At 63.5% G+C, this 25,299-nt stretch carries 16 protein-coding genes; 6 read left to right on the top strand and 10 right to left on the bottom strand.

All coding sequences use genetic code 11. The features are described from left to right. Positions 1-16: 16 nt before the first annotated feature. Positions 17-1,042: a MerR family transcriptional regulator gene (locus AT395_RS13480; protein WP_042115976.1), complete on the bottom strand. Its 1,026-nt coding sequence runs from the start codon at positions 1,040-1,042 to the stop codon at positions 17-19. A 178-nt stretch (positions 1,043-1,220) separates the two neighbouring features. On the opposite strand from AT395_RS13480, the gene AT395_RS13475 reads away from it, so the two are divergent. Then, the gene (locus tag AT395_RS13475; protein ID WP_082164838.1) at positions 1,221-3,917 is read left to right on the top strand and encodes a penicillin acylase family protein; all 2,697 of its coding nucleotides are present in this window, start codon (positions 1,221-1,223) and stop codon (positions 3,915-3,917) included. Positions 3,918-3,930: 13 nt separating this feature from the next. Here AT395_RS13475 and chrA read toward each other — a convergent pair whose 3' ends face one another. After that, positions 3,931-5,145: a chromate efflux transporter gene (gene chrA / locus AT395_RS13470; RefSeq protein WP_048629468.1), complete on the bottom strand. Its 1,215-nt coding sequence runs from the start codon at positions 5,143-5,145 to the stop codon at positions 3,931-3,933. 468 nt (positions 5,146-5,613) lie between these two features. Between chrA and AT395_RS13465 the strand changes: the two genes are divergently transcribed. The 3 genes from AT395_RS13465 to AT395_RS13455 all read left to right on the top strand — a co-directional run bounded on the left by AT395_RS13465 (position 5,614) and on the right by AT395_RS13455 (position 12,203). Next, positions 5,614-8,856, top strand: coding sequence for a hypothetical protein (locus AT395_RS13465; RefSeq protein ID WP_048629467.1), 3,243 nt, complete (start codon positions 5,614-5,616; stop codon positions 8,854-8,856). A gap of 145 nt (positions 8,857-9,001) precedes the next feature. Beyond that, positions 9,002-10,741: an ABC transporter ATP-binding protein gene (locus AT395_RS13460; RefSeq protein WP_083577659.1), complete on the top strand. Its 1,740-nt coding sequence runs from the start codon at positions 9,002-9,004 to the stop codon at positions 10,739-10,741. A 247-nt stretch (positions 10,742-10,988) separates the two neighbouring features. Continuing rightward, on the top strand, positions 10,989-12,203 hold the full coding sequence (locus tag AT395_RS13455) for a GGDEF domain-containing protein (protein ID WP_042115972.1): 1,215 nt from the start codon (positions 10,989-10,991) through the stop codon (positions 12,201-12,203). A gap of 59 nt (positions 12,204-12,262) precedes the next feature. Here AT395_RS13455 and AT395_RS13450 read toward each other — a convergent pair whose 3' ends face one another. After that, complete coding sequence (locus AT395_RS13450; RefSeq protein WP_231606149.1) at positions 12,263-13,654, bottom strand: aminotransferase-like domain-containing protein; 1,392 nt, start codon at positions 13,652-13,654, stop codon at positions 12,263-12,265. A gap of 206 nt (positions 13,655-13,860) precedes the next feature. Here AT395_RS13450 and AT395_RS13445 point away from each other — a divergent pair, with 206 nt between their 5' ends. Together AT395_RS13445 and AT395_RS13440 are read left to right on the top strand one after the other, a co-directional pair. Beyond that, positions 13,861-15,060: a pyridoxal phosphate-dependent aminotransferase gene (locus AT395_RS13445; RefSeq protein ID WP_048629465.1), complete on the top strand. Its 1,200-nt coding sequence runs from the start codon at positions 13,861-13,863 to the stop codon at positions 15,058-15,060. 33 nt (positions 15,061-15,093) lie between these two features. After that, positions 15,094-15,831, top strand: coding sequence for a transporter substrate-binding domain-containing protein (locus AT395_RS13440; RefSeq protein ID WP_048629464.1), 738 nt, complete (start codon positions 15,094-15,096; stop codon positions 15,829-15,831). Positions 15,832-15,916: 85 nt separating this feature from the next. Here AT395_RS13440 and gnd read toward each other — a convergent pair whose 3' ends face one another. The 7 genes from gnd to AT395_RS13405 form a co-directional block, all read right to left on the bottom strand. Continuing rightward, positions 15,917-16,948, bottom strand: coding sequence for a phosphogluconate dehydrogenase (NAD(+)-dependent, decarboxylating) (gene gnd / locus AT395_RS13435; protein ID WP_048629463.1), 1,032 nt, complete (start codon positions 16,946-16,948; stop codon positions 15,917-15,919). Positions 16,949-17,275: 327 nt separating this feature from the next. Next, on the bottom strand, positions 17,276-18,646 hold the full coding sequence (locus AT395_RS13430; RefSeq protein WP_048629462.1) for an APC family permease: 1,371 nt from the start codon (positions 18,644-18,646) through the stop codon (positions 17,276-17,278). A gap of 182 nt (positions 18,647-18,828) precedes the next feature. Further along, positions 18,829-19,989, bottom strand: coding sequence for a porin (locus tag AT395_RS13425; protein WP_048629461.1), 1,161 nt, complete (start codon positions 19,987-19,989; stop codon positions 18,829-18,831). A gap of 51 nt (positions 19,990-20,040) precedes the next feature. Continuing rightward, positions 20,041-21,018 (bottom strand): VOC family protein, encoded by a 978-nt coding sequence (locus AT395_RS13420; protein WP_048629460.1) that lies wholly within the window; start codon positions 21,016-21,018, stop codon positions 20,041-20,043. 66 nt (positions 21,019-21,084) lie between these two features. Beyond that, positions 21,085-21,948: a fumarylacetoacetate hydrolase family protein gene (locus tag AT395_RS13415; protein WP_048629459.1), complete on the bottom strand. Its 864-nt coding sequence runs from the start codon at positions 21,946-21,948 to the stop codon at positions 21,085-21,087. A gap of 57 nt (positions 21,949-22,005) precedes the next feature. Continuing rightward, positions 22,006-23,388, bottom strand: coding sequence for an MFS transporter (locus AT395_RS13410; RefSeq protein ID WP_082164836.1), 1,383 nt, complete (start codon positions 23,386-23,388; stop codon positions 22,006-22,008). A 132-nt stretch (positions 23,389-23,520) separates the two neighbouring features. Beyond that, positions 23,521-25,242 carry an FAD-dependent monooxygenase gene (locus AT395_RS13405; RefSeq protein ID WP_048629458.1) on the bottom strand — a complete coding sequence of 574 codons (1,722 nt, stop codon included), beginning with the start codon at positions 25,240-25,242 and terminating at the stop codon, positions 23,521-23,523. Positions 25,243-25,299: the final 57 nt, after the last annotated feature.

The raw sequence follows: 25,299 nt of genomic DNA, 5'->3' as shown, positions 1-25,299 counted from the left end.
CGCAATGCCGTACTGCTCACGCAGTCTGCGGCGGCATTGCGATTCTCGATCGCACTTCGGGCGACGCGAGACACGTCGCCACGGCCTCGAAACCGGGCGCGCCAGGGTAGGGGGCCACCCGTACGGGCGGACTGTGGTTGGCCGGGCACAACATAATGGCCTCGTCAGGACCCACCGCCGTCAGGTCGAGAATGGCCGACGAACGTGTCATGACGAAACGCAGCCGCCCCCGCGTTTTTGCCTCCCTGCGCAAGTAGCGACTCAGGGCTTCCTGCGTGTTTTGTGCAAGTCCCTGTTCGATCATGTCGATGACCAAGGCCCCGGTGCACTCCGATTCCAGCGCAACGAGCAGCACGGTCAACGCCTCGGATTCGCTCGCCCCCTCGTCTCGCAACCACGTCGTCGCATGTTCGACCCGCGCGCGCAACGCATCGTCCCGTTCAAGGGCGAGGAGGGCGGTTGAACGACCGGCTTCCAGTCGATCAAGACCAAGAAATGTGCCACCTGGCAAAGCCTGCGCGAGCCGTATGGCCAACCGCGTTTTGCCGCTCCCAAGTGACCCGATGATGTAGTTCAACGGCCGAATGTCACGCATCTCGAATCGCTCGCCACCCCACGGCCACGGCAAATCGAAGGCGACACTCGGCGCGGACCGTTCAATGAGGCCCGGCAATTCCCCTTCGGCAGGCATTCGGCCAGCCGCGAGCCCAGCTCGCAAGCTTCTTACGCTCTCCAGCCGCCTCAGCCGATCGCGAATCTCGTCGTCAAGCACGCGTTCATGCACGGCCAACGCGCTCGCCAGGGCCCGCGGTTCGCCACCGCTCAATACGCCCCGGACTTGCGCAAGGCTCAACCCCAGGGCGCGCAGCGCAACCACTTCGGACGCCCGCGCCATTTCGGCCGGTCCATACACGCGGTAGCCCGCCGTGGTTCTGGCGGGTGAAACCAGGCCGTGTTGTTCGTAAAGCCGCAGCGCTTTGTTGGAGACGCCAAGCCGTCGGGCTGCCTCCGATGCGTTCAGGCGGATCGCGGAATCCTTCATCGTTCACCTCGTAGTGTTGACCGGTTGACGCCATGCTCAGGCCGGCCCCAAGGGACAGGTCAACGTCGTTCGACGTTACTTAACATATCAACGGCTGTCGAATTAATTAACCGACCGGTCGGTTTTTGTCATGTTAGGCTTCACTACGCTTCCTCTCATAAAAAATACGGAGACATTGATGACTTTGATTTCTCGTTCGCCTCGTGTGCCTGGTGCGGTGGCTGTAACGTCGGCGCAACCATGGAACCGCTATGGCGCGCCCGGTCGGCGACGTCTGTTCGCCGGCATTGCGGCTTCGCTGCTGAGCCTCGTGGTTGTGGTGCCGGCGGTGGCCTCGGCCGCGACCGCTGAGAGCAAGGTCTCGCACGACACCGCGACGGCGTTGCAGGAGGGCACCGTGCCCGGACATGTCGACGTGACGATCAAGCGCGACGAGTTCGGTGTGCCCCACATCTATGCTTCGACGACGTACGCCTTGTTTTACGGCTATGGCTATGCGATTGCGCAGGATCGGCTGTTCCAGATGGAGATGGCACGCCGCAGCACTCAAGGCACGGTGGCTGAGGTATTGGGCGAGAAGTTCGTGGACTTCGATAAGTCGATTCGCGGCAATTACTGGCCAGCCTCGATTCGTCGTCAACTGGCCGATCTGCCGCAGCGCGAGCGCGATATTCTCGACGGCTACGCCGCCGGCATGAACGCCTGGATTGCGCAGATTCGCGCGCAACCCGATAAACGCATGCCGAAGCAATTCAATGACTTCGGCTTTCAACCCACGAATTGGGACGCCTTCGACGTGGCAATGGTCTTCGTCGGCACGATGGCGAACCGCTTCTCGGACGCCACCAGCGAAATTGACAATCTGGCACTGGTAACGGCGCTTAAGGACAAGTACGGCGCACAGAAGGGCATGGCGCTGTTCAACGAACTGAAGTGGATCGCCAATCCGGATGCCCCCTCGACGGTCCCGGCTTCGGAAGGTGTCTACCCGGTCAAGGTCGGCCCCGACGCCGGCGCGCCGATGCAGCCGCTTGCCCGCTACGACGGCCCCGCACCGATGTTCGCCCGCCTTGCCCGTGGCAGCGACGGTGGCTTGCTGCATCAGGACCCCGAGACGAACGCTGCCACGATGCTTGCACAATTCGCCGCTTCGGGGCAGCCGGGCCTCGCAGGTTTCCCTACCACCAGCAATATGTGGATCGTCGGCAAGAACAAGGCCCGTGACGCCCGCGCCATCATGCTTAATGGCCCGCAATTCGGCTGGTTCGCCCCCGCCTATACGTATGGCATCGGACTGCATGGCGCGGGTTTCGACCTCGTCGGCAACACGCCCTTCGGCTATCCGTGCATTCTCTTCGGCCACAACGGCAAGATCTCCTGGGGCTCGACGGCCGGCTTTGGCGACGATATCGACATCTACGCGGAAAAGCTCGACCCGGCTAACCCGAATCGCTATTTCCACAAAGGCCAATGGCACGAGATGGAGAAGCGGGTAGAGATCATCAAGGTGAAAGGCGGGGAGCCGGTGGTGCAAGAGGTCTATCGCACGGTGCACGGCATTGTGATGCAACGCGACGCGAAACAGCCCATTGCCTACGCCAAGGCTCGCGCATGGGACGGCCTCGAAGTGCAGTCGCTGCTGGCCTGGACCCATCAGGCGCAAGCCCAGGACTGGAAGTCCTGGACGGCGCAGGCGGCGCGTCACGCACTCACCATCAACTGGTACTACGCGGACGTGGCGGGCAATATCGGCTATGTCCACACAGGCGCCTATCCTTCGCGCCAGCCGGGACACGACCCGCGACTGCCCGTGCCCGGCACCGGAGAGTGGGACTGGAAGGGACTGTTGCCGTTCTCGACCAACCCGAAGGTCTACAACCCGAAGCAGGGCTGGATCGCAAACTGGAATAATTCGCCGCAGAAGGGCTATCCCGCCAGCGACCTGTTTGCGTTCCTGTGGGGTGGCGCCGACCGCGTTGTCGAAATCGACCAGCGTATCGAAGCCCACGACAAGCTGAGCGTCGACGATATGTGGCAGATCCTGAAGGACACCAGCGCTGTGGACGTCAATCGCCGCCACTTCGTGCCGTTCATCGAACGCGCCACGGCGACCCTCCCCGCAACCGATGCCCGACGCCAACTCGCCATGCAACTGGCCGCATGGAACGGCTTGAGCCGCGATCCGCAGCACACGGGCCACTACGACACGGCGGGCCCGGCTGTCATGGACGCATGGCTGAGCGCCATGCTCAAGCGCACGCTGGGGCAGGTGGTGCCTGCGCCGTACGATAAGTGGTTCCTGGCAAGTGGCTACGCCGCCCCCCAGGACGGCCCGACCGGGTCGATCAATATCGGCAATGGCAGCAAGGTGCTCTATGAAGCGTTGCGCGGCGACAAGGCAGGTGTGCCGCAAACGTTCGATATCTTCGAGGGCAAACGTCAGGACGATGTGATTCTCGCCGCACTGGACGACGCCATCGCCTCGCTCAAGACGAAGCTCGGCCCGGACATGACGGCGTGGCGCGCACCGACCGTACCGCTGACGTTCCGCGCAAACAACTTCTTCGGTGTGCCTCAGGCGAACGCCGCAGAAGCGGCGCGCACGCCCGTCTATATGAACCGGGGGACGGAGAACGACCTGATTGTTTTCGGTCCCAAGGGCAATGCAGCGAAGGTCGTCGCGTACGATGTGGTGGCGCCGGGCCAGAGCGGATTCATCGCGCCTGATGGCACGCGCTCGCCGCACTATGCCGATCAGTTGGAGATGTACACGTCGTTCGGGCGTAAGCCGCTGTGGCACGACGCGGCCGACGTGAATCGCATGGCGAAATCGGTGGAACGCCTGCGTATCGAGCGAGAGTCGAACGCCCAGTAAGGGGTACGGCCCATCAGGCAAGCCCCGCCGCACCGGCAATCGCGCACATCGCGACTACGGCAAGCGGCGGGGTTTTCCAGCGAGTCAGCAGGACGAAGGCAACGGCGGCAATTGCAAAGTCGGCAGGACTGTGTACGGCGCTGGTCCAGACAGGCGAGTACAGCGCCGACGCCAGAATACCAACCACCGCCGCATTGACCCCGGCCAGCATGGCGGCTGTCGTGGCCCGCTCTCGCAGCGCCTGCCAATGCGGCAGCGCAGCGATGACGAGGAGCAATCCCGGCAAGAATATTCCCAACGTTGCCAGTGTCGCACCGAGCCATGGATGCACGGGGCCTCCCGCGAGCCAACCGAGAAACGTGGCGAAGGTGAACAGCGGGCCGGGCACCGCCTGCGCGGCGCCATAGCCGGCCAGAAAGTCGTTCGCCGATACCCACCCCGTGGCAACGGTCTGCGTCTGCAACAGCGGCAACACCACGTGCCCCCCTCCAAATACCAGCGCGCCGGCACGGTAGAAGCCGTCGAACACCGCCACGGACCGCTCGCCAGTGACTTGATACAGGACAGGCAGTCCGGCCAGCAACGCGACGAAGAGTACGAGTGCGACCGCACCCGACCTCCGGGAGAGCCGGAATCGAAGCCTAGGCGGTGAAGGGGACGCCGACAGCGGGGCGGCCGTGCGCAACATTGCATAGCCAAGCCCCGCACCCACCGCGATCACGATGAGTTGGGCAAAGCGGGTTGTCGTCATTGCGAGAATGGCGATGGCCATCAAGGCGATGCCGGCACGACGCGTGTCCGGGCATAGCCGCCTCGCCATGTCCCAGACGGCCTGCGCCACGACCGCCACCGCCATCAGCTTGAGTCCGTGCAGTACGCCGTCGCCGATCGGGCCGCCGAGATGCGGCGCCAGGACGGCAAACACGAGCAGCAGCAGGACGGAAGGCAGCGTGAACCCGCACCACGCAGCGATGCCGCCCAGCCAGCCTGCGCGAAGCAATCCGATGGAGAAGCCCACCTGACTGCTCGCCGGTCCGGGGAGGAATTGGCATAACCCCACCAGATCCCCAAAGCTCGCGTCGTCCAGCCAGCGACGGCGTTCCACGAATTCCCGGCGAAAGTAGCCGATGTGTGCCACTGGCCCGCCGAAGCTGGTCAGACCCAGCACGAGAAACGCGCGCAAGACTTCGAGTGCGTTTCTCAGATTCGGGCGGGCAATCGCGGCCATGGCGTCGCTATCGGTTTTCAAGGGATTCAAGGCAAGTGAGCGGGGGATGGAAGTCCCCAAGCATAGCCTCAAGGCGGTGACGCGAGCGTGACGCCGCGCCGCCGATGCCCTCCAGCTTACGCGATACCCGTTCGCGAGGGGGCCGTGTTTCGTTCGCCCACATTTTCCCATCGGTCGTCCGGATTGAGGCGGATGGCATTCGTCGGGTTCCCAAATCTCCAAAAAGTAAGACAGCATCGGATACCTAAGGGAAAACTGCCACAGTTGGCGGTCCGTTTCTGCAATCGTGCCGTCCCGCACCACGATAGGGTGTGCCCTTTTTGTCGCGGATACCGTGCTTTCCGAGGGCGCGAAGGTACGCCGTGGCAGGACCTAAGGGAGTCACGTCGAATGACACGATTGCACCACGCAATGCCACCCCACACGCATCGCTATGTCGCACACGCGCGCCAGGCAAGACGGAGCAGTATGCATCCGTCATTTGTCGAGGACTGGCGTGCCGGCATGTCGACGCCGCCACGCGAACTTCGTCACGTTAGCCATTCGCGCATGCGCCGCGGTACGACCCCGCGGGAAACGCCGGCCGCCGGGTCCGTTCGTGACTCCGGCAATACGGCCCCTCGCGAAGGCAGCCGGGCCGCATTTGCGCTGGGCCTGCTGACGGTGGTTTGCGCGGCGGGGGTCGCGAGTGCCGCCGCCGTGCCCGGTGTATCCCGTGCCTCCGGTACGGCTACCCATGCACTGCGCCCGATCGGTCACCGACGGGAAACTACGGAGATGCCTGCCGTGGCGGCGCCTGCCGGGTTATCGCATTCGGAACTGCTTTCCGGCTTGTACGGACTGCTCGGGGTGTGGCCGACTCACGCCAATGGCGAAGGCGTAATGGCACAGTGCCTGCCCGTCAATCCGGCGCAAGCGGTCGGCGCGGTGGCGGTCTCGGCGTACGGCAATGAAGGCTTGCGAGCGGGACTGATCTCCTATCGTAGCGATATCCGGTCCGCCGTCGTCAGCATGATTCGGGAAGCCGTCGCGACTTCGGACGAAGACACGCGGGCCGCCTTTGCCGGGGCCGAAATACTGGTCCCAAGCCGTACGTTGTTGGTCGTCGAACGCGCGTCACGGGAGGGTTCGCCGCCGAGACGTATGGCTTATGACGCTTCGCACGCCGTCTCGCTTCATCTGCGTAATGAGGACGGCGAATGGAGCGAATTCGCGCTCTCGTTAGCCTTCGAGGCGCCAGCGCTCATCACACCCGTGGTATGCGGCGGTAAGCGAAGCCCGCTCAAGGATCGGTGCTTCGCCGAGACATATGGTCCGGTGTTCTGGGGCGAACGTTGGGCGTCGATCGAGTCGCGTATCGGCGAGAACGATGAGATCCGCTTCACGCTCAAACGCGCCGGCGCATCAATCGCCCCCGGCTGGCCGTCTCCCGAATCGTCGATACTCGACTCGCCTGACATGGAGGAAGTGGCCGAACTACTGATCGAGACCGTGATGAAACACGCGCCTCGGGATCGTCGCGAGGAGTCGGGTGCGTCGCTCATGCCACGCTCCCGGCGGGATGCGATCTCCGACGGGCATGCCGTGAACGCATTGGCTTCGCGACTCTCCCTGACGGGACTTGAGTGTCTTGCCGCGGTGGTGCAAGCCGATAAACTCCATCAGCACGCCATCTCGCTGTTATTGCACCTATGGCCCGATGCCCCCGCAGAAGTGCACCACGAGGCACCGTCGCATGCGCAGTCCGTGCCCGCGCTCATCCGGCACGAACCGTTCTCCGGCGCCCACGGAAGAGGCGTGACTTGGTCCTTGCCGCCGGATGTCTACGTCGAATATCTCCCGGATCGGGCGCAAAACGGTGTGAAGGTGTTTTCCATCGATGGCGAGCTATACGGTGCGTCGGTGGCGCACACGCGCAAACACGCCTCCGACCTACGCCCGCTTGAGGACATGCGCGCCGAGTGGGGACCGGAATCGCTGTGCCGGATCTCGCGTGGCATCGGGGCCGATGTTGACGGCATGTGCCTCGAATGCCACGGCGATCGGGATGGCGAAGTCTCGGTCACGGAGCAGGGCGCAACGCTCACACAGCATCAGGCGATGCAGACGTCGCCAATGGTACGGCTGCGTGTCGCCATCTATTCGCACCCGTTTTCAACCCCGGACGGCAGTCTCGCGTTCTTCGCCTTTGGGAGGCTGGGTCATTTCGACGACGCGGGAATACCGCGAGTGTCCGAGCATTCGCCTGTTGTCGACGCGTCGGTCTACACCACCAGCCTGTCTGGCGAGATGAGCTACTACGAGCAGGCTACGACGGCGGGCCCGATTGGCGGGCGGCGCGTGAGACTGACGCTCGGCGACATGCGTATCGCAGTACCGTTCGGCACTTACCGTGACAGACGCCACGACGTCCTGCACGGCGTCGTGCAACTGTCGCACGACGTCTACTACCGGTTCACGCTGCCGGTCGGCGCTGACGCGCGAACCACCCACACGGTGCAACTGCACCATCGTCTGGCGGAGCACCGCGATATCCGGGAGTATCGCGCCGCGCAGAATCATCGCGCGGCAGCGGAAAACGCCATCGTTTTGCCGTCGATTTGCTACGGCGAGGCACGCACGCTGTTGCAGTTGTATCTCAAGGTCTGGCAGCACGCGCCGTCGCCGGCAGACGTGTGGCGAGGGCTTGAGGACATTTCCCTATCCGTGGTCGAAGCGAGGCGGGCGATTCACACCCTGACGCAAGCGATCGAACACCGGGTGGCGGCGTTCAGAACACCGCCCGCGTCGCCGGGGGCGAGCGGGGGCGTGCCGCCTCCGGAGGTCGATGCGGCATTGATGCCGATGTTCAATCGGATATGGAGCCACTGGCAGCACTACCCGGCGCAGGCCGACGCATTCGTCAATGCGATTTCGAGAGACTTCGTATCGCGCCCGGCACCGCTGGCCGTGTGGTCGCAGTTGCCGTTCGTCGGCGACGTGCAGACCACTCGCGATGTGTTGTCGATCTTCGAAGACCTGTTTCCCGGCATGGAGGATTTACAGGGGCTCGTCAGTGGCTCGGCACGCGCGGCGCGCGATGTCGGCGATCAGATGCGCGAGGTCTCGGGCAACGCGAACATCGCCGTCGCGGAAGTAACGCTCGTCGACGGCACGCGTACGATCTACTATTGCCTGTCGGGGCTTCAGCAAAGATCGCTGTCAACGAACCTGATGCCGGTGCGCACGGTGGACGCAGGCCGCGCCTACCGGCAGCGGCAGGAGAACGTGATCAGTCAACGCAGTCAATCCCCGCGGACCGGCGCCAATGCGGCGTTCACCGAACCGCCGCACCTGCGGTTCGTAGTCGCCGATGCCGACCTGCCGACCTACAATGCCGCATCGCAGGGCCCTCAGGCCCGCACGCTCGACACGGAGCGAATGATCCTGGCGCAGATCTATGCGGAGCACCCTGCCGGGACGAACGTTATTCGCTCGATCATGCTGTGCTCGCGCATGCCGTTCTGCGATTCCTGTGCGGTCAATCTCGCCATGGTTCCGTACCACTACCCCGATGCCGAACTGCGGTTCCACTACGTGACCCAGGCACCGCGCAGCCGCCGGGCGGGCGATGCCGCGACCTCTGTGGCGCCCTCGCCGACATTGAGCCCGGCACGCGGGCGGGGGCCCACGAGCGGGGGGGCGTTACCCAGTGCGCGCGACGCCCTGTAAGCAGGACGCCTGATCTTTTTTCCCCTATATTGACCGATCTCGACGCCACTCCCGGCGTCTGATCAATGCCCGTACCGCCGCTGGCCATCCCAGGGTAAAGGGTGGTACGGGCACTGTGCCCAGGGGGCAAAGGAACGATGCACGCATGACGGCGCCTGAATCCTCTTCGCGTGAGCCCGCCGTCGGGCTCGGCAGCGCGGCGCGCGATCTTTACCGTGCGCTCTGGCGTCATGCCAGCGGTGTGCGAGCCCATTTGCTGGGTGCCGCCGGCCTGTTGTCGGCGGCCCAATTACTACGTCTGACCATGCCGTGGCTGGCGGCGCAGGCGATCAACGCCCTTCAGCAGGGCGACATGGCGACGGCGGGGCGCTGGATCGTCTACCTCGTCGGTATCTATCTCCTGTCATGGACACTCCACGGCCCCGGCAGAATTCTGGAGCGAAATGTCGGTGTGCGTGTGCGTGTCCGGCTGGCCGATGAACTCTACGCACGCATCGCTGCGGCCCCGCTGGCATGGCGCGACGGCCGGCACTCGGGCGAGTTGCAGCATCGCGTGGTGCAGTCCAGCCGCGCGTTATCTGACTTCGCACAGAATCAGTTCGGCTATCTGCAAAGCGCGTTCAATTTTGTCGGACCGCTGGTGGCGCTGGCGTTGCTCTCGCGTACGAGTGGCCTGATTGCCGTGACGGGTTATGTCGTCATTGCCCTCATCATCCTGCGCTTTGACCGCGTACTGATGCAGCTCGCGCGAGCCGAGAACGATGCGGAGCGCCGTTATGCGGCCGCGCTGCTCGACTTTGTCGGCAACGCGGGCACAGTGATCGGCCTGCGATTGCAGACGGCGTCGCGCAAAGTGCTGGGACGTCGTATGGACGCGGTGATGGTGCCGCTGCGTCGCACCGTGACGGTCAACGAAGGGAAGTGGTTTGCCGTCGATATTCTCGGCATGGGACTAACGTGGATTCTGGTGGTCGTGTACGTGTTGCAGTCGCGTGAACCGGGGCAGGCGGTGTTGCTGGGCACCGTGTTCATGATCTATCAGTACGCGCAGCAGGCGGCCACGGTAGTAGGCGCAATGGCCTCCAATTTTCAGAGCTTTGCACGGATGCATACGGATTACGGCAGCGCCGAGCCGATCTGGGCGGCCCCGGGCGATCCCGGCGCCGGGGTGCCTGCCATCGTTCCCGATGCGCCGTGGCAGACGCTGGCGTTACGCGGCGTGACGTGGCATTACGCCGACGACGCTCGGGGCGGGCTGCACGGTGTCGATCTCGTGCTCAAACGCGGTTCGAGAGTGGCGCTGGTCGGGCCGAGCGGTGGCGGGAAAAGTACCTTGCTGCGTACGCTCGCGGGACTTTACCTCCCGCAGCAAGGCGAATTGCTACGCGACGGGGTTGCGGCGCCGTGGCCCGATCTGCGCACGCTCGCGACGCTGATCCCGCAAGAGGCGGAAGTGTTCGAGGCGAGCGTGGAGGAAAACCTGACGTTCGGTGAACCGGCCGACGTGCAGTCGCTGCATGCCGCCGTGTATGCCGGTGTATTCGACGACGTGCTTGAGCAACTGCCTGACGGGTTGGCGAGCGCGCTCAACGAGCGCGGCGGGAACCTCTCGGGCGGCCAACGGCAGCGTCTGGCGCTCGCGCGTGGGGCATTGGCGTCGCAGGGCAGTTCGCTCTTACTGCTCGACGAACCGACCAGCGCTCTCGATCCGTTGGCCGAGGGCCGGGTGTTCGACCGGATGGATGCGGCATTTCCGACAGCATGCATCGTTGCTTCGGTGCACCGGCCGAGCCTGCTCGAGAGGTTCGACACGCTGGTCGTGATGGAAGGCGGTCGCGTGGTGGATGCCGGCCCGCGTGACGAAGTGCTGGCGCGACGGACTTAGCCAACGGTAGCCTCGCCATGTCGACGGCACCGTCAGTGCGCCATCGACCCAGCATGGAGGCGCGTGCGCGCAGGTCGTGATCTGTTGTCAAAACGACGTCGTTCCCTCATCGAATTCGGCTATGCTGGCGTCTGAACGCGGCTAACGACCGGTAATACGGGTCTATATGCGGACGCCCACCGATGATGTAGGGTCATATCGTCTGCCCCTGCGGCTGTATGCGAACACAATACTCGGTCACGCTTCCATGTCTATCCCGGCAGTCTTCATCAGCATTGCGATCCTATCGTGCGTCATGAGCGTGGCCGTTCTGGGTTCGCTATTTCAGGCCCACGTCCCCGGAGTACGGTTGTGGTGTGTGGCGAGCGGGCTGTTGGTCATTACCTCAGCGCTGCTGCTCTCGGGAACCTCGGACATGATCGTGGTCACGGCCAGCAGCCTGCTGGTGGTCGCCTCGCTTCTCGGCCTGCGAGGCTTCCGGCAATTTCTCGATCAACGCACCTCGTTCGCCTGGGAGTATGCGGCGACCGGCGTGATTCTGTGCATGCTGGTCTACTGGACGTTCGTGTCGCCGCACGTCGACGCCCGCAGCGCCATGATATCGGCGCTCATTGCCTATATCCGTTTCCACATCGGCTGGTCGGTATTGAAATACCGGCCGCCGGGCCGTCCCAAATACGCCTATTACTTCGTATCAATCGCGGCAACGCTTGGGGCCGTGGTCCATGTGGCCCGAGCCATTTCGTATGGCCTTGGCTTCGCCCATGAGGCCATGTTTCTGGAGCCGACGCCGTTGAATGTCATGTTCCTCGGTCTCGCGACACTGACCTTGCCGTGCCTGTCGGTCGGTATGGTGTTGCTCGCGCATGATCGGCTGTCGGATCGAATGGAGCGTCTGGCGACGTTCGACGACCTGACGGGCGTGCTTGCCCGCCGCGCCTTCATCGCCCGTGCCGAAGCGGTGACTCAGGCGACGGCGGCGAAGAACTCCGTGTACTCCATCGCGATTCTGGATATCGACAACTTCAAGAGGATCAATGACCGATATGGGCATGCGGCAGGGGACCTTGCACTGGCTCATGTGGCGTCGCTGATCTCTCACGCCGTGCGAGGCGACGACATCGTAGGGCGCATTGGCGGTGAAGAGTTTGCGCTGCTGTTACCGTTCGCCACCAAGGAAGAGGCGGGGCAACTTGTCGACCGTCTGCGTGCCATTGTTGCTGCGTCGGGCTCGTGTGTCCCGGGCAAAGACGTGGTGTCCACGCTTAGTGCGGGGGTCGATGCGTACCGCGAGGGCGATACGCTCGCGTCCGTAATGGCGCGCGCCGACGCCGCACTCTATGCTGCCAAGGCCAACGGCCGGAATTGCGTCGTGGTCGCGCCGGCGGTGGAAAGCCGTCAGTGGCGGCCGCTTTCGACCGGCGCCGGCGAGATGGCTTCCGGCAACATTACCCCCCTGTAATGCCATACCTCCCGACACTGCCTGTGGCGTGTCGGCGAGGTGAGGGACGCTCGCCGGCGTCAGGCCGCCGCATGGCGGGCCAACTGCGCCGCTGCTAACTGCCCGAGACGCCGCACGCCGTTTTCAATGCGCTCGCTCCATACCGAGGCGGCACTCAGACGCAGGCAGTTGCGGAAATGGCGGTGGGCCGAGAAAACGTCGCCTGGGGCGAAACAGATGCCGTCTTCCAGCGCTTCGTCGAACAGCGCGCGCGAGTCGAACGGCCGGGGAAGTTCCAGCCACAGGACAAACCCGCCCGCCGGCCGGCTGACCTTTGTCGCGGGCGGAAAGCTGTCCTCGATCACACGCGTCATCCGAACGAGATTGTCCTGAAACGCATGACGGATACGGCGCAGGTGTGCGTCGTATAACCCGCTGGCCAGAAACTCGGTCAACGCCACCTGCGGCAGTACCGGGCTACACAGGCTGAAGGCGAGTTTGCGCTCAAGAACCCTTTGACTGTACCGTCCTGCGGCAATCCAGCCGACGCGGTACCCGGGGGCGAGACATTTTGAGAACGAGCTACAGTAAAGGGTGTTTTCGCCGCCATCGAGGGCAATGAACGGCTTGGGTCGCTCACGCCCGAAATGAATATCGCCATAGACGTCGTCTTCAATCAACGGCACACCGCGCTGTGCCAGCAGGGAAAGCAGCGCAAGCTTGTTCGCCTCCGGCATCTCGGAACCCAGCGGATTGCTGAAACCCGAAGACAGAACACACGCGGCAACGGATTGCGCGTCCAACAGGCTCGACAGCATGTCGATATCGATGCCGCTTACGGGATCGGTCGGTAACTCAATAACCTTGAGGCCCAGCATTTCTAGGGTGTGCAGCAGCCCGAAGTAGGTCGGCGACTCAACGGCGATCGTGTCGCCCCGGTCGGCCACGGCGGTAAGCGCCAGCAACAGCGCTTCCGTGCACCCGCTGGTGATCAGCACGTCGTCGGGCGACATGACATGTCCCATACGCATCGACCGCCGCGCAATCTCCTGCCGCAATCCCGGCTCGCCCTGGGGCGGACAATAGATGTTGTGACGATCGCCATGCAGCCGGGCGGCACGGGCCAGTGCGAGATCCAATCGCCTGGCTTGCAGGATCGAGGCGTCGGGCACCGTGCAGCCGAGGGGAACCAGCGCCTGATTCGATGCGTGCTCCAGGAGGCCCGCTACGGCGCCGCTGATCGACACCGTAGAGGCTTTCGGCTTCAGGCGAGGTACGGACGGAAGTGCGAGCCGATGACGGCGCGCTTCCGCCACATAGAAGCCCGATTGTGGACGCGACACCAGACGTCCCCGATCTTCGAGCAGACGGTAGGCCCGAAGCGCTGTAAAGACACTGACGCCGTGCTGCTCGCTGAAGGCTCGGACCGAAGGCAAACGCTTGCCAGGTGACAATGCGCCGTTGTCGATCATATTGACGATGAGGTCCGCCAATTGCAGGTAACGGTACGGTGAGGGCATATCGATGGCGGCGCGCGAGACGAAAGACGGGTCAATTATTGACGCGGGCTACCGGGTCTGCAAGTTGAAATTGTGTTGGTTTATTTAGCCGAAATTGTGACTGTTATCGTCGTTTGGCAGCGGCTACGATGTGCCTGATCTTCACGGAGTCACGTTAAATGAACGCACCGACAGTCTCAACGACCGAACAAGCAAAGACGGGAGCGAACCAGCTGCCGCCCGAATGGCGCGGGCGCTTTCCTTACAACGACATCATTTCGCTGCTGGAGGTGAATCGGACATTCAACCTTGCCGAAAGCACGTCGCAAGACCTGACGTTCGGCGAGATTCTGGACTTCGCCGATATCGAGAGCCTGCGCGACCTGAAACTCGGGTATGGCAAATCGGCGGGCGCGCTCGCGCTGCGCGAAGCCATTGGGCAGGCCTGCAACGTCCCGGCCGATAACGTTGTCACAACGCAGGGCGCCGCACTCGGTTTGTTTCTCCTCGCATTCGAAGCTTGCCGCCCGGGGGACGAGGCCGTTCTCGTCACGCCTTGCTTTCCGTCGAGCCGGGGGTGTCTGGTGGGCGCAGGCGTCACGGTCCGGGAGGTGAGGCTCGGGTTCGAAACGGGGTATCGCCTCGACATGAACCAGATGGAGGCGGCCCTGTCGCCGAAGACCCGGCTGGTCAGTCTTGCGTCTCCACAGAACCCGAGTGGGGTACAAACGTCCCGCCAGGAGATCGAGGCGTTGCTGGCCCTCATGGAAAAGCGCTGTCCTCAGGCCGTGCTTTTCGTGGACGAGACCTATCGGGAAGCGACCTACGGCGATCGGGGACCGATGGAAAGCATGGCGGCCCTCGATCCCCGTATTGTGACCGGTGCTTCGGTGTCGAAAGCGCTAGGCGCCCCAGGGTTGCGTACGGGGTGGCTCACCATTGCCGACCCGGACCTTCGGGCGCGCATCATTGTGGCAAAGATGAATACCATCATCTCCGGTTCTGTGCTCGATGAAACCCTCGCCACGGCCGTGTTGCATCATCGGCAGCGGGTTCTGGCGCCACGGCGGCGCTTGCTCGCCAGCGCACTGGAGGCACTTGGCGCATGGTGCACGTCCGAGGCCGAGCGCATCGAATGGATACGCCCCGACGCCGGCGCCTTGTGTTGCGTGCAACTGCGTGCCGATGTGTTCGACGATACCGCCGTCTCGCGGTTCTGGGCGTTGCTGCCGGACTACGACTTGCAGTTGGCGTCCGGTGACTGGTTCGGCGAGAGCCGCCGTGTGTTCCGTCTCGGCTTCGGCTATCTGCCCCCCGAACGGCTCGGCGCGGCCCTGTCGGCATTGTCGTCGGTCATGACGGCGTGTCTGCGTTCCTGACCCCATGACTCTCGTTGAAGGAGACCCATCGCCATGAAAGTCAGCGTCGCCTATATCGAAGAACCTCCGTTCTACTGGACAGGCTCGGACCATAGCGCCACCGGTGCCGATATCGAATTGGCCGAGGAGACGCTTCGAGCGATCGGCGCGACGGCTATCGAATATGTGCCGACCACGTTCGAGGAACTGCTCCCCGGCGTGCAGGCCGGTCGGTGGGACATGAACGTGCCATTGTTCGTCACGGCCGAGCGAGCACAGACCGTTGCCTTCAGTGTGCCGGTTTGGGCGCTAGGGGATGGCTTTGTCGTTCGACATGGCAATCCGAAAGCGCTTTCCCGCTATGAAGACGTCGCGGCCCGGGGGGAGGCGATGTTGGGTCTTGTCGCCGGCACCGTGCAGCGCGACACCGCGATGAACGCGGGCGTGCCGAGCGACCGTATCGTGACGTTCAGCCGACAGTCCGATGCCGTGGCGGCGCTCATCGCAGGAGAAATCGATGCTTACGCGGCTACGGCAGTGGGCAACCGGGAAATCGTGGGCACGCACCGGGACCTCGACGCCGTTGCGCATGAAGCGGCGGGGCACGGCGGCGCGCCGGTCGGAGCGTTTTCCTTCAGGCGGGACAACCTGGCGCTATTGAGCGCAGTGAATCGCCAATTGCGTCAATACCTCGGCTCGGCCGATCACCGCGCCCGTATGGCGAAATACGGCCTGACAAAGACGGAAATCGAGGGTGCCATACAACGCGCCTCTGGCCCATCTGCGCTATGAACGATACGCCTGGCTTGACAGTCGTGCGATTCGAGACGCTTCTCGCCCCGGATAGCACGACTGAGAAATGGTAGAAATCCGGTGTTCAGGCGTTGCGAGATTTTGCCGGTGGTCCGGCATCCACATGACCGCCGAAGGCATAGCGCATCGCCGACAGTAATTGGTCGGCAAAAACCCCCTGACCTCGTGAGCTGAAGCGCGCATAGAGTGCGGCGCGCAGCACTGGGGCCGGCACGCCTTCGTCGATGGCTGTCGCGATAGTCCAACGACCTTCGCCCGAATCCGCGACATGGCCGGGAAACGTCTCCAACGCCGGGTCCGTCCGTAATACCCCCGCGATTTTTTCGAGCAGCCAGGAATCGATCACGCTTCCGTGCCGCCACACTTCGGCGATATCGGGCAGGTTGAAGTCGTATTGGTAGTACTCGGGATGTGGCAAGGGCGTGATTTCGGCGCTGACCTCGTGTTGACGCATCCCGATGTTCGCGTGTTTCAGGATGTTCATACCTTCTGCGTAGGCGGCCATCATTCCGTATTCGATACCGTTGTGGATCATCTTTACGAAATGACCGGCCCCATGAAGCCCGCAATAGAGATACCCCGACTCGGGGCCCGGTACGTCTGAGCCCGTCTCGCGGCCGGGCCTGGCAGGCGCCCCGGGGGTGAGGGCGGCGAAGATCGGTGCGAGATACCTCGCGATGTCTGCTTCGCCACCGACCATCAGACAGTAGCCTCGTTCGAGACCGGCGATCCCGCCGCTGGTGCCCACATCGATGAAATGGACACCTTTCTCGCGCAAAGCGACGCTGCGCCGAATATCGTCCCGGTAAAAGGAGTTACCGCCGTCGATGACGATATCGCCGGGCGACAGCCGGGGCACGAGGTCGGCCAGCGTCGTGTCTACCGCCGCCGCCGGCATCATCAGCCAGAGAATCCGGGGGGCAGGCAGAAGGGACAGCATTTCATCGAGTGACGCCGCGCCCGTCGCGCCCTCGTGGTGCAGTGCTTCGATCGCGGCGGGCTGAATATCATGCACAACGCACTGATGACCATGACGCATCAGCCGGCGCACCAGATTGCTACCCATGCGGCCCAATCCAATCATGCCGAGTTGCATGGCTGGCTCCCAAAGTTGGTGGGTCGAGGTGACGCGATTGCGCACCCTCCATGACTTCCAGACCTGACGGATGAACTCTACACCTTCGCGCGGAATCTGGCCTCCTGACGCTACGGGCAAGGGCGTGGTGCCGCGTCTTGCAAAGTCTTCAAGCGGGCGCGCTTTCGATCCCTCAGCCCCGGAAGGTTCGGCGCGAGGCAGGTAGGCGACGCGTGCCGTCAGATCGGCACCGCCGGGGCGATTCTCCGGCCCGGGTAGGCCGGGCCCCGCCGCGGGCCGCCCCCCGCGCACGCGGTACGCGCTGGCGGCAGAGGCGGTCCGATCGCGCTATCCCGCCCGGACGGCCCAGATTCGTCTGCGATTCAGAAGCAGCGGGATCGCACCGATGACGATGCCACCCATCCCCACGACATTGGTGACCCAATCAAACGTCGGGACGCTGTATAGCGCGATGAAGAAGAGGAAAACGCCGCTTGCCGCCGGCCATAGCACGTGGGTCACGGCGAGCCATGGCCCCTGCGTCAGTATCTTGCGGTAGTACCAGCCACAGGCGAGCCCGGTCAGTCCGAGGTAGAAGCAGATCTGGAAGCCGATCGCGGTAATCGAATCTTGCAGGATGACGTTGATGGTCGGCAGATACGACGACATCAATAACAGCACGAGGCCGGCGATCCAGATGAAGAAAATCGCAATGTGCGGCGTTCGCCAACGGGGATGCAGACGCGCATAACGTTCGTGCAAGGCGCCGTCGCGGCTCTTGGCAAAGAGCGTTCGCGTGAATTGCAGCATTTGCGTTTCGACCGTTCCTACCGTGCTCAGCAACACCGCGATGATTGCGACGTAGCCCCATGTTGGCCCAAACAACTTCTCCGCAATGGCGAAAATGATGTTCGTGTTGTAGTGCTGGATCTCGGCGTCGGACAGACCGAGTAGTGTGATGACGATGAAGACAAGGAAAAACACCATCAGGAACACCATCGACCAGAAGGCGGCCCGTCCGGGGGTGCGGTTCGAGTCCCGGGTCTCCTCGCTGAGGTTCAGCGTCACATCCCATCCGTAAAAGAAGAAGATCGCGACCAATGCACCGTTCGCAAACAACTTGGGCGTGAAGGCAAAGGGCCAGAACCAGTCCCAGGAGAACGGGTGCTGCGCGGCATGCGGAAAGACGAAGAAGCTCGCGACGATGATCGCGAGCAGGATAAGGCCCTCGACAATCGTCATCAGTACCTGCATATAGCTGGTGAGCTTGATCCCCTTGACGACCACCGCGCTGACGATCGTGAGCCACGCGGCCGCGATCGCCGTCACGTAGTGCACGTTATTCATCAGAGGACGATTGAAGATGAGCAGGGTGGCATTGGCCGCCGGAATCATGGCCGACACCATGAATACGCAGCACAGCACCAAAAGCGCCCAGCCGGCGAAAAAGCCGAGCGAGCGCCCGAAGACCATGCTGACCCACGAATATGAGGTGCCGGCGCTTGCCAAAGCGCGGTTCATGTTGATGAAGGCGTAGGCGATGCCAAACATGATGAGTCCGCACACCAGAATGCTCGCCGGCGATAGCGTGCCGGCCGTACCGATGATGGTGGACGTGGTGATCTCGACGCTGTAGGCGGGCGCCGTGCCGGCGATGCCCATGATGACCGACTCGACGATACCCAGCGAATCGGCGTTGAGCTTGGCGGGTTGATCCATGGCGCGACTCACGGTTGACGTCGATGGATCGACTTTTACTCCGTCGCGGTGCGGGATTCAACCAGTAATTTTTTGGCCGGCTACATGGAAAACCCGGAGTGTTCACCGGTCAGCGCCACCGCAAAGTGCGGCGCGAGCGGGCGAAAGCGCGCGTGCGCTTGACTTCGCCCGCCAGTCCGGCATCAGAACGTGTGGCGCACCCCGGCCATCACGCCCAACTGGTTGACCCCTGCATTCGGCGAAGCACCGGCGCCGCCCTGGCTCAAGGTGTAGGCCGCACGAGCGCTGTTGAACAGATACCCGGTTTGCAGGTAGACGGCCGAGCGTCGGGAGAGCAGCCATGTGCCCCGCAACGCGGCGATCGTGCCGCGGGTGTCGTGTTGGGCATTGACGATGCGATACACGCCACCGTCGATCACATACTGCGGTGTCCACGTATATGACGCCGTCAGATAGAACATGTCCGAGTTGACACCGGGCAGTCCTGCCGCATCAGGGCTCACACGTCGTCCGAGCCATCCGCCGCCGACCTTCCAGTCGCCCCCCTTGACATAGCCGTTCAACTGGATGCGCGAGTCCGTGGCGCCGCTACCGGCAATGGCGACCGGAGCCACGCCGTCGAAGAAGTTTGCCGCCGCGCCCGGCCCCCCCCGTTGTTGATCGTAGGCGGCCGCCAGCCCGAACGAGGCCGTGTCGTAGCGCAGCATGGCCGACCACTGGCGGCATGCCGGCGACCCGTTCGCGCCAGTGCCATTGCCCGCACAGGTGCCTTGTCCCGGCGAGTTGCCCGTGCCCGCGCTGTCGCGGCCAAACGACCACGTCGCGCCAAACGTCAGGCTGCGCCATGTCCCCTTATACGCGACAGTGTTGTCGCTGCGGGCATTCGGGATGTACGCGTCGAACGACCCGAGCCCGCCGTAAATATCCGGCCCGAGAATGTCGGCGTCGGAGAGCGCCCAGAAAGTCATGGAGTACTGGCGCCCGAAACTCAGTGTGCCCCAGTCGTTCTGCAACCCCACCCACGACTGACGGCCGAATAGTCGTCCGCCCTGATTGACGTCGCCCGCCCGCACGTTGAAGCCATTCTCGAGCGCGAAGACCGCATGCAATCCGCCGCCGAGATCCTCGTTGCCGCGAATTCCCCAGCGCGACGGCATTGTTCCCGTAATGCCGGGAACGCGCCATAGACTCGCGCCGGTCGGCCCGGCGTGCGTCACGAACTCGATACCCGTGTCGAGTACGCCATAAAGCTGGATATTGGTCTGCCCGTACGCCGGGCTCATGCTCAGACCGGCGAGTGCCGTCGCCGCTACGCCTGCGAGGCGTACCGTTGCTACCCTCATTGCTGTCTCCTCAGTCGATGCCAGTGTGTCTGGTCTGTGGTGCCGCCGCGCTCAGGCGGCGGTATCGTGGGTGTCGGTGTTGCGAATGAAGTCCTCGGGGACGTCGGGCCCCCAGAGGTACAGCGAGTCTTCAGGATCGAAGTCGCCGGCGGGCCATGTTTGGCCTTTCTCGACGTAATCGATGTCGGCCGAGTACTCGCTGAACGATCCCCACGGATCCTGAACGTAGTGAAAATAGTTCGAGCCGAGTACATGTCGGCCCGCGCCCCAGCCGTGCCGATAGCCGGCCGCAGCCATCTGTGCTGCGCCGTTGCCGACGTCGTCCAGACTCGCCACATCCCATGAGCAGTGATGCCAGCCACGTGCGTGACTTTTTGCGAAAGCCACGAGATGGTGGTCGCAGCCATGGGGCGCGTGCGTGAAGGCGATGATGTCCTGCGAACGGTCCGACAGTCGCAATCCGAGCGCGTCGCGATAGAACGCAAGGGCGCGCAATACGTCGGGCGTAAAGAGCAGCACATGCGACAGGCGCCGTGGTCGCACTTGCGTCACGTCGTGCCGGCAATGCGTGCCTCGTGCACCATTGGCGCTCGAATTCAGCACGAAAGACGGTTTCGCGTTGGGTGACGTCTTCTCGCCAACGCGCACGCCGATCAGGCAACCGTCGGGGTCAAGGAACCAGAAGCCGTCATCGTGCGCCCGCCCGGTCGCCTCTGTCAGAGACGGCGGCCTGTCTGCCGGCGTCGCGCCGGCCTGCACGACCTGCGCGCGCAGCGCATCGAAATCCTCCTCAAAACAGTGGAATTGCAAATACGCGAGCGACTTGCCCGCCGCCGGGAGCAAGCGTGCCCAGCGATGTCCATCCGCCGCGTGAAGATCGAGCCCCTGTTCGGGGGCGATCGCATCGCGCACATCCAGGCCAAACGTCGTAAAGAAGTGCCGCGCCTGTGCCAGCGACGGCACATTGAGCGCGAAGTGATCGATGGAATGCACGGCGCACGGCGCGCCGGGCGAGGGTGAGGCATTCATGGCGTCCTCCGGGCAGGGGCCCGCCGGCGCCGCACGACGAGCGCGGGAGCCGGCGGCAAGTGGCGATCAGACGCGCGATTTGCGCAGCGTCACTTCGTTGACAATGGCGTTGCGCAGCAGGCCCACGCGCTCGATCTCCACTTCACACACATCGCCTTCGCGCATGAGTAGCTTCGGCGTACGTGCCCAGCCAATGCCGGAGGGCGTGCCGGCGACAATAACGTCGCCCGGTTCGAGGGTGATGGCCTGACTGATGACCTCGATGAGCGTGGCGACATCGAAAACCATGTCGTCGGTGCTGGCTGACTGCACGACTTCACCGTTGAGTCGCGTCTGTAGCCGCAACCCGCGCGCGCCTGCCGGCAGTTCGTCGGCCGTGACCAAATCGGGGCCGAAAGCGCCCGTGGCGTCGAAGTTCTTGCCCATGGTCCACTGAGGTGTCTTGAACTGATACTCGCGAATCGACCCGTCGTTGAATACGGAGTAGCCCGCCACGTGATGCAGGGCGTCTTCGTGGCGAATATGGCGGCCGCCGCGACCGATGACCACCGCGAGCTCGCCCTCGTAGTCGACGCCTTCGCTATCGGCAACGTCAGGCCGCACGATCGGAGCGGCGTGCGCGACGAGGCTCGTGTTCACGCGTGTGAAGAGAGTCGGGTAGCTGGGTTGCGCATATTGGCTCTCGGCCGAGTGGTCGCGATAGTTCAATCCCACGCAAAGGATCTTCGGGGGACGACGCAACGGCGGCAGATAACTGATCGCGTCGGCGCCAACGTGATGCGTCGACGTATTCGCTTGCGCAAACGCGACGAGATCGACGCCGTCGGCCAACAGGTCTTCGAGAGAAAATTCGCCAAGTACGAGGATACGCTCGGCATCGCGCACACCGAGGCAGGACTTGCCGTCGAGTTCAAAGCTGACAAAACGCATAGTGGACTCCAGAGAGGGATGGGCTGAATGTGGATTGGCGCTCGCGCGGCGTTGTCGTTAGATGGACGCCAGTTGGCGGCGATAGCGCACGCCGTTGGCGATCATGGCAATGCCGGCGATCACGGCAGGCATTGCGAACACAAGGAACGCCACCTGAACCGACGACAGAGCGGCGAGCAGCACGCCCCCCGTCATCGAACCGATGATCGAGCCGACACGTCCGACGCCGAGCGCCCAGCTCACGCCGGTCGCACGCGCCCCGGTGGTGTAGAACCCCGCAACGAGCACGTTGGCACCGGTCTGTGCCCCCGACAGGCCAAAGCCGGCAAAGAACACCGTGACGAAAACGAGCGTGGTGGAATGCAGCGACATGCCAACAAGGGCGATGGAGACGGCTGCGACGACATAAGAGAAAGCCAGCACGACAAATGGGTTGAAACGGTCCATCAGACGGGCATTGAGCAACGAACCGAGCGTGCCGCCGATGGGGAGCATCGCGCCCACTTGGGCGGCGTGGGCCACGGCAATACCGCTTTCGGTGAGTACGGTCGGTAACCAACTGCTGATCTGGTAGTACACCCAGAGGGTGCAGAAGAACGCGAGCCACAGCAGCAGCGTGCCGGTGCGGTAGTGGGCGTTGAAGAGCGTCGCGACTGGACGCTCGACAGACTTGGCTGCACCGTTCAGGACTTCGGCCGGCTTCTGTTGCGCCGTGGCTTCCGCGTCGAAAGACGCCGCGCCGTGCTCGCCCAGGCGAACCCGCGTGCGCTGCATCTGCTGCGCGAATGCGGGCTTACCCGCCATGAAGCGCAGCGACTCGGGCAACTGCCAGGCCACGATCGGTAGCAGGACGAGCGGCGCCAATCCGCCAAAGACGAAGACGCCTTGCCAGCCGAAGTGCGGAATCAGCCATGCCGCCACATAGCCGCCGCATGCAAGCCCAAGCGTGAAGCCACAGAACATGAGCGTGACGAGCCATGCACGGTTATGTGCCGGGCTGTACTCGGAGGATAGCGTGATGGCATTGGGCATGGCACCGCCCAACCCCGCGCCGGTCAGGAACCGCAGAAAGACCAGCACGCCCACCGAGGGCGACCACGCGCACGCGAGGCTGCCGATACCGAACAGAAGCATCGAAATCATAATGACGCGCTTGCGCCCGATTCGGTCGGCGAGAGGCCCGAAGAGGAAGCTGCCGATGGTCAGTCCGAACAGTCCCGCGCCGAAGACAGGTCCCAACTGGGCGGGGCTCAACGACCATTGATGCTTGAGTAACGGTGCGACGTAGCCGACGCTGGCCACATCGAATCCATCGGTGGCGACGATCAGAAAGCAGAGGAAGAGCGTGAGCCGTTGCAGCGCCGTCATGGGCTCGCGCGTCTTGCGGCGCACGACGGTATCGCCGGCTGAAGCCGTTTGCGACGTGGAATCTACGTACATCGTTGTCTCCTGAGGGTATCCGGCGATAAGGCCGCCGGCCTGCGACTGCCAGCGTCTGTTGTCTAAGCGCGTGGCCGGCATGCCGCATATGAATGGCAATGAACGGAAGTGAAGCGGGCTATCGTCGACAGGTCATGAATTCAAGATCGGATCGGGTATCGGGCTCACGGCTGGCGCGGCGGCTCGAGCCTCGAACGTATCGAGCGCCAGACACCGGCGGGCCGCCATCACGAACGCGTCGTTGAGGGTGTCGCCGCGCCATGCCACGTGAAGGTCTGGGCGAATCAGTACGTAGCTGTGCTCATAAAGCCGCTTGAGCGATGCAGCATCCGCAAGCGTCGGCACAAAGACCACCACGTCGCCGAGCACGTCGCGAGCTGTTTGCACTGCGCTCGCATCCGGGATCTGTGCGTCAACGCAAAGTAAGGTGAACTGCTGCCCCATCGCGTCGTACAGCGAACTGCCGTCGGCAAGCCACGCATGAGGCGCACGATGTCCGGGGCGCGCACACGGCACGTAGAGATTGGCGTTGTCGGCAGGCGGGCTGCCGGGTTCCGGGATCAGTAGTGGCGACGATTCATATCGAGTGCCCAAATGGACACCGGGAATCACGAACTCATGCCGTGCGTGAAACGCGAGGTATTCGCCGACCGCGCGTCTTGCCGCGTCCCCGTCAGGGCCTGGCTCGTACGCTTCAGGGGGCAGGGCGACGTAGCCGATGCTGTCGGCAAAATTGCGCGCGAAGGCAGTATTGCGCTCTCCGGCGGGACGGCGTTCGGCGTCGTAACTCTGGGCGAGCGCTTCGTCTGCGTTGCCCCGCACAAGAGCGACGAGCTTCCATGCAAGGTTGGCCGCGTCGTCGATGCCGGTGTTGTACCCGAGCCCGCCCGTCGGTGTGAACAAGTGCGCGGCGTCACCACAGAGAAACACACGCCCGACGACGAGCCGCTCGGCGACCAGGGCGTGTCCTGCCGTCCATGCCGAGGTGCTCTTCACCTCGAACGGAATATCGGCGCCCAGCGCCTGAGCGATGCGGGAACGCACGACGTCGTCCGACGGCGTTTCGTCGTCGTGGCGTTGTACGTTCATGATGAAGTGACCCCGGCCGTCCACCGCGACGATCAGTGCTCGTTGCGTGGGACCAAAGGTCCAGTACTGCCATGCCGGAGCCTTGCCGCTCGCCTCGACAAGCGTGGGCGCGTAGAAGTACACGGCGTCCATCTGTCCGCCCATGAATGCACGCTTCTCGCTAGCTACGCCGCCATAGCGAAGCCCCAACGAGCGCCGGACAAAGCTGCGTGGGCCGTCGCAACCCACGGCGTAGCGCGCCCGCACGCGGCGCACCTGTGCCGGGCGATCCGGCGTTTCCGAGAGGGTGACGACAGCGCTGGCCCCATCCGCGTCTTGCACGAGATCCGTGACGGTTGCGTCGAAGTGCACGTCGCAGCTCGGTTGGCGACGTGCGGCGTCAAGCAACACGGGTTCGATGTAGAGCTGCGAACAGCGGTGCGGCGGCTCAGGCGTCGGCCACGTAAAGCTGTGCGCCTTGGCGTAGGCCACGGCGTCACGCGATGCCGGCTGCGAAAGCCGAGCCAGTTCGTGTCCCGAGATTGTCGTGAAGTAGGCCACGTCAGGGGACTGGTCCGGAGGCAGGCCCAATTGACGAATATGTGCGGAAACGCCGATACGACGGAAGTGCTCCATCGTGCGCGCGCTGTTGGCGTTTGCTGCGGGGTGTTTGCTGGTGCCGGACTTGGCGTCGAAGACTTCGACACGCAGCCCCTCTTGCGCGAGCGACGCCGCAAGAAATAAACCCACCGGGCCAGCGCCCACGATCAATACATCGCAATCCATCACCGTCGTCTCCTGATACCTGCCTTTTTCACGTCTGTCGCGACGTGTTGATGCAAA

It is taken from the genome of Pandoraea apista (genome assembly GCF_001465595.2).
Classification (GTDB): Bacteria; Pseudomonadota; Gammaproteobacteria; order Burkholderiales; family Burkholderiaceae; genus Pandoraea; species Pandoraea apista.
Note: the sequence above shows the minus strand (reverse complement) of the source record. Positions and strands in the feature narration are given on the sequence as shown.

Excerpts from the sequence above, each read along its gene's own strand:
- AT395_RS13480 (WP_042115976.1), bottom strand. The coding sequence starts at position 1,042 with ATGAAGGATTCCGCGATCCGCCTGAACGCATCGGAGGCAGCCCGACGG.
- AT395_RS13475 (WP_082164838.1), top strand. The coding sequence starts at position 1,221 with ATGACTTTGATTTCTCGTTCGCCTCGTGTGCCTGGTGCGGTGGCTGTA.
- chrA (WP_048629468.1), bottom strand. The coding sequence starts at position 5,145 with ATGGCCGCGATTGCCCGCCCGAATCTGAGAAACGCACTCGAAGTCTTG.
- AT395_RS13465 (WP_048629467.1), top strand. The coding sequence starts at position 5,614 with ATGCATCCGTCATTTGTCGAGGACTGGCGTGCCGGCATGTCGACGCCG.
- AT395_RS13460 (WP_083577659.1), top strand. The coding sequence starts at position 9,002 with ATGACGGCGCCTGAATCCTCTTCGCGTGAGCCCGCCGTCGGGCTCGGC.
- AT395_RS13455 (WP_042115972.1), top strand. The coding sequence starts at position 10,989 with ATGTCTATCCCGGCAGTCTTCATCAGCATTGCGATCCTATCGTGCGTC.
- AT395_RS13450 (WP_231606149.1), bottom strand. The coding sequence starts at position 13,654 with ATGATCGACAACGGCGCATTGTCACCTGGCAAGCGTTTGCCTTCGGTC.
- AT395_RS13445 (WP_048629465.1), top strand. The coding sequence starts at position 13,861 with ATGAACGCACCGACAGTCTCAACGACCGAACAAGCAAAGACGGGAGCG.
- AT395_RS13440 (WP_048629464.1), top strand. The coding sequence starts at position 15,094 with ATGAAAGTCAGCGTCGCCTATATCGAAGAACCTCCGTTCTACTGGACA.
- gnd (WP_048629463.1), bottom strand. The coding sequence starts at position 16,948 with ATGCAACTCGGCATGATTGGATTGGGCCGCATGGGTAGCAATCTGGTG.
- AT395_RS13430 (WP_048629462.1), bottom strand. The coding sequence starts at position 18,646 with ATGGATCAACCCGCCAAGCTCAACGCCGATTCGCTGGGTATCGTCGAG.
- AT395_RS13425 (WP_048629461.1), bottom strand. The coding sequence starts at position 19,989 with ATGAGGGTAGCAACGGTACGCCTCGCAGGCGTAGCGGCGACGGCACTC.
- AT395_RS13420 (WP_048629460.1), bottom strand. The coding sequence starts at position 21,018 with ATGAATGCCTCACCCTCGCCCGGCGCGCCGTGCGCCGTGCATTCCATC.
- AT395_RS13415 (WP_048629459.1), bottom strand. The coding sequence starts at position 21,948 with ATGCGTTTTGTCAGCTTTGAACTCGACGGCAAGTCCTGCCTCGGTGTG.
- AT395_RS13410 (WP_082164836.1), bottom strand. The coding sequence starts at position 23,388 with ATGTACGTAGATTCCACGTCGCAAACGGCTTCAGCCGGCGATACCGTC.
- AT395_RS13405 (WP_048629458.1), bottom strand. The coding sequence starts at position 25,242 with ATGGATTGCGATGTATTGATCGTGGGCGCTGGCCCGGTGGGTTTATTT.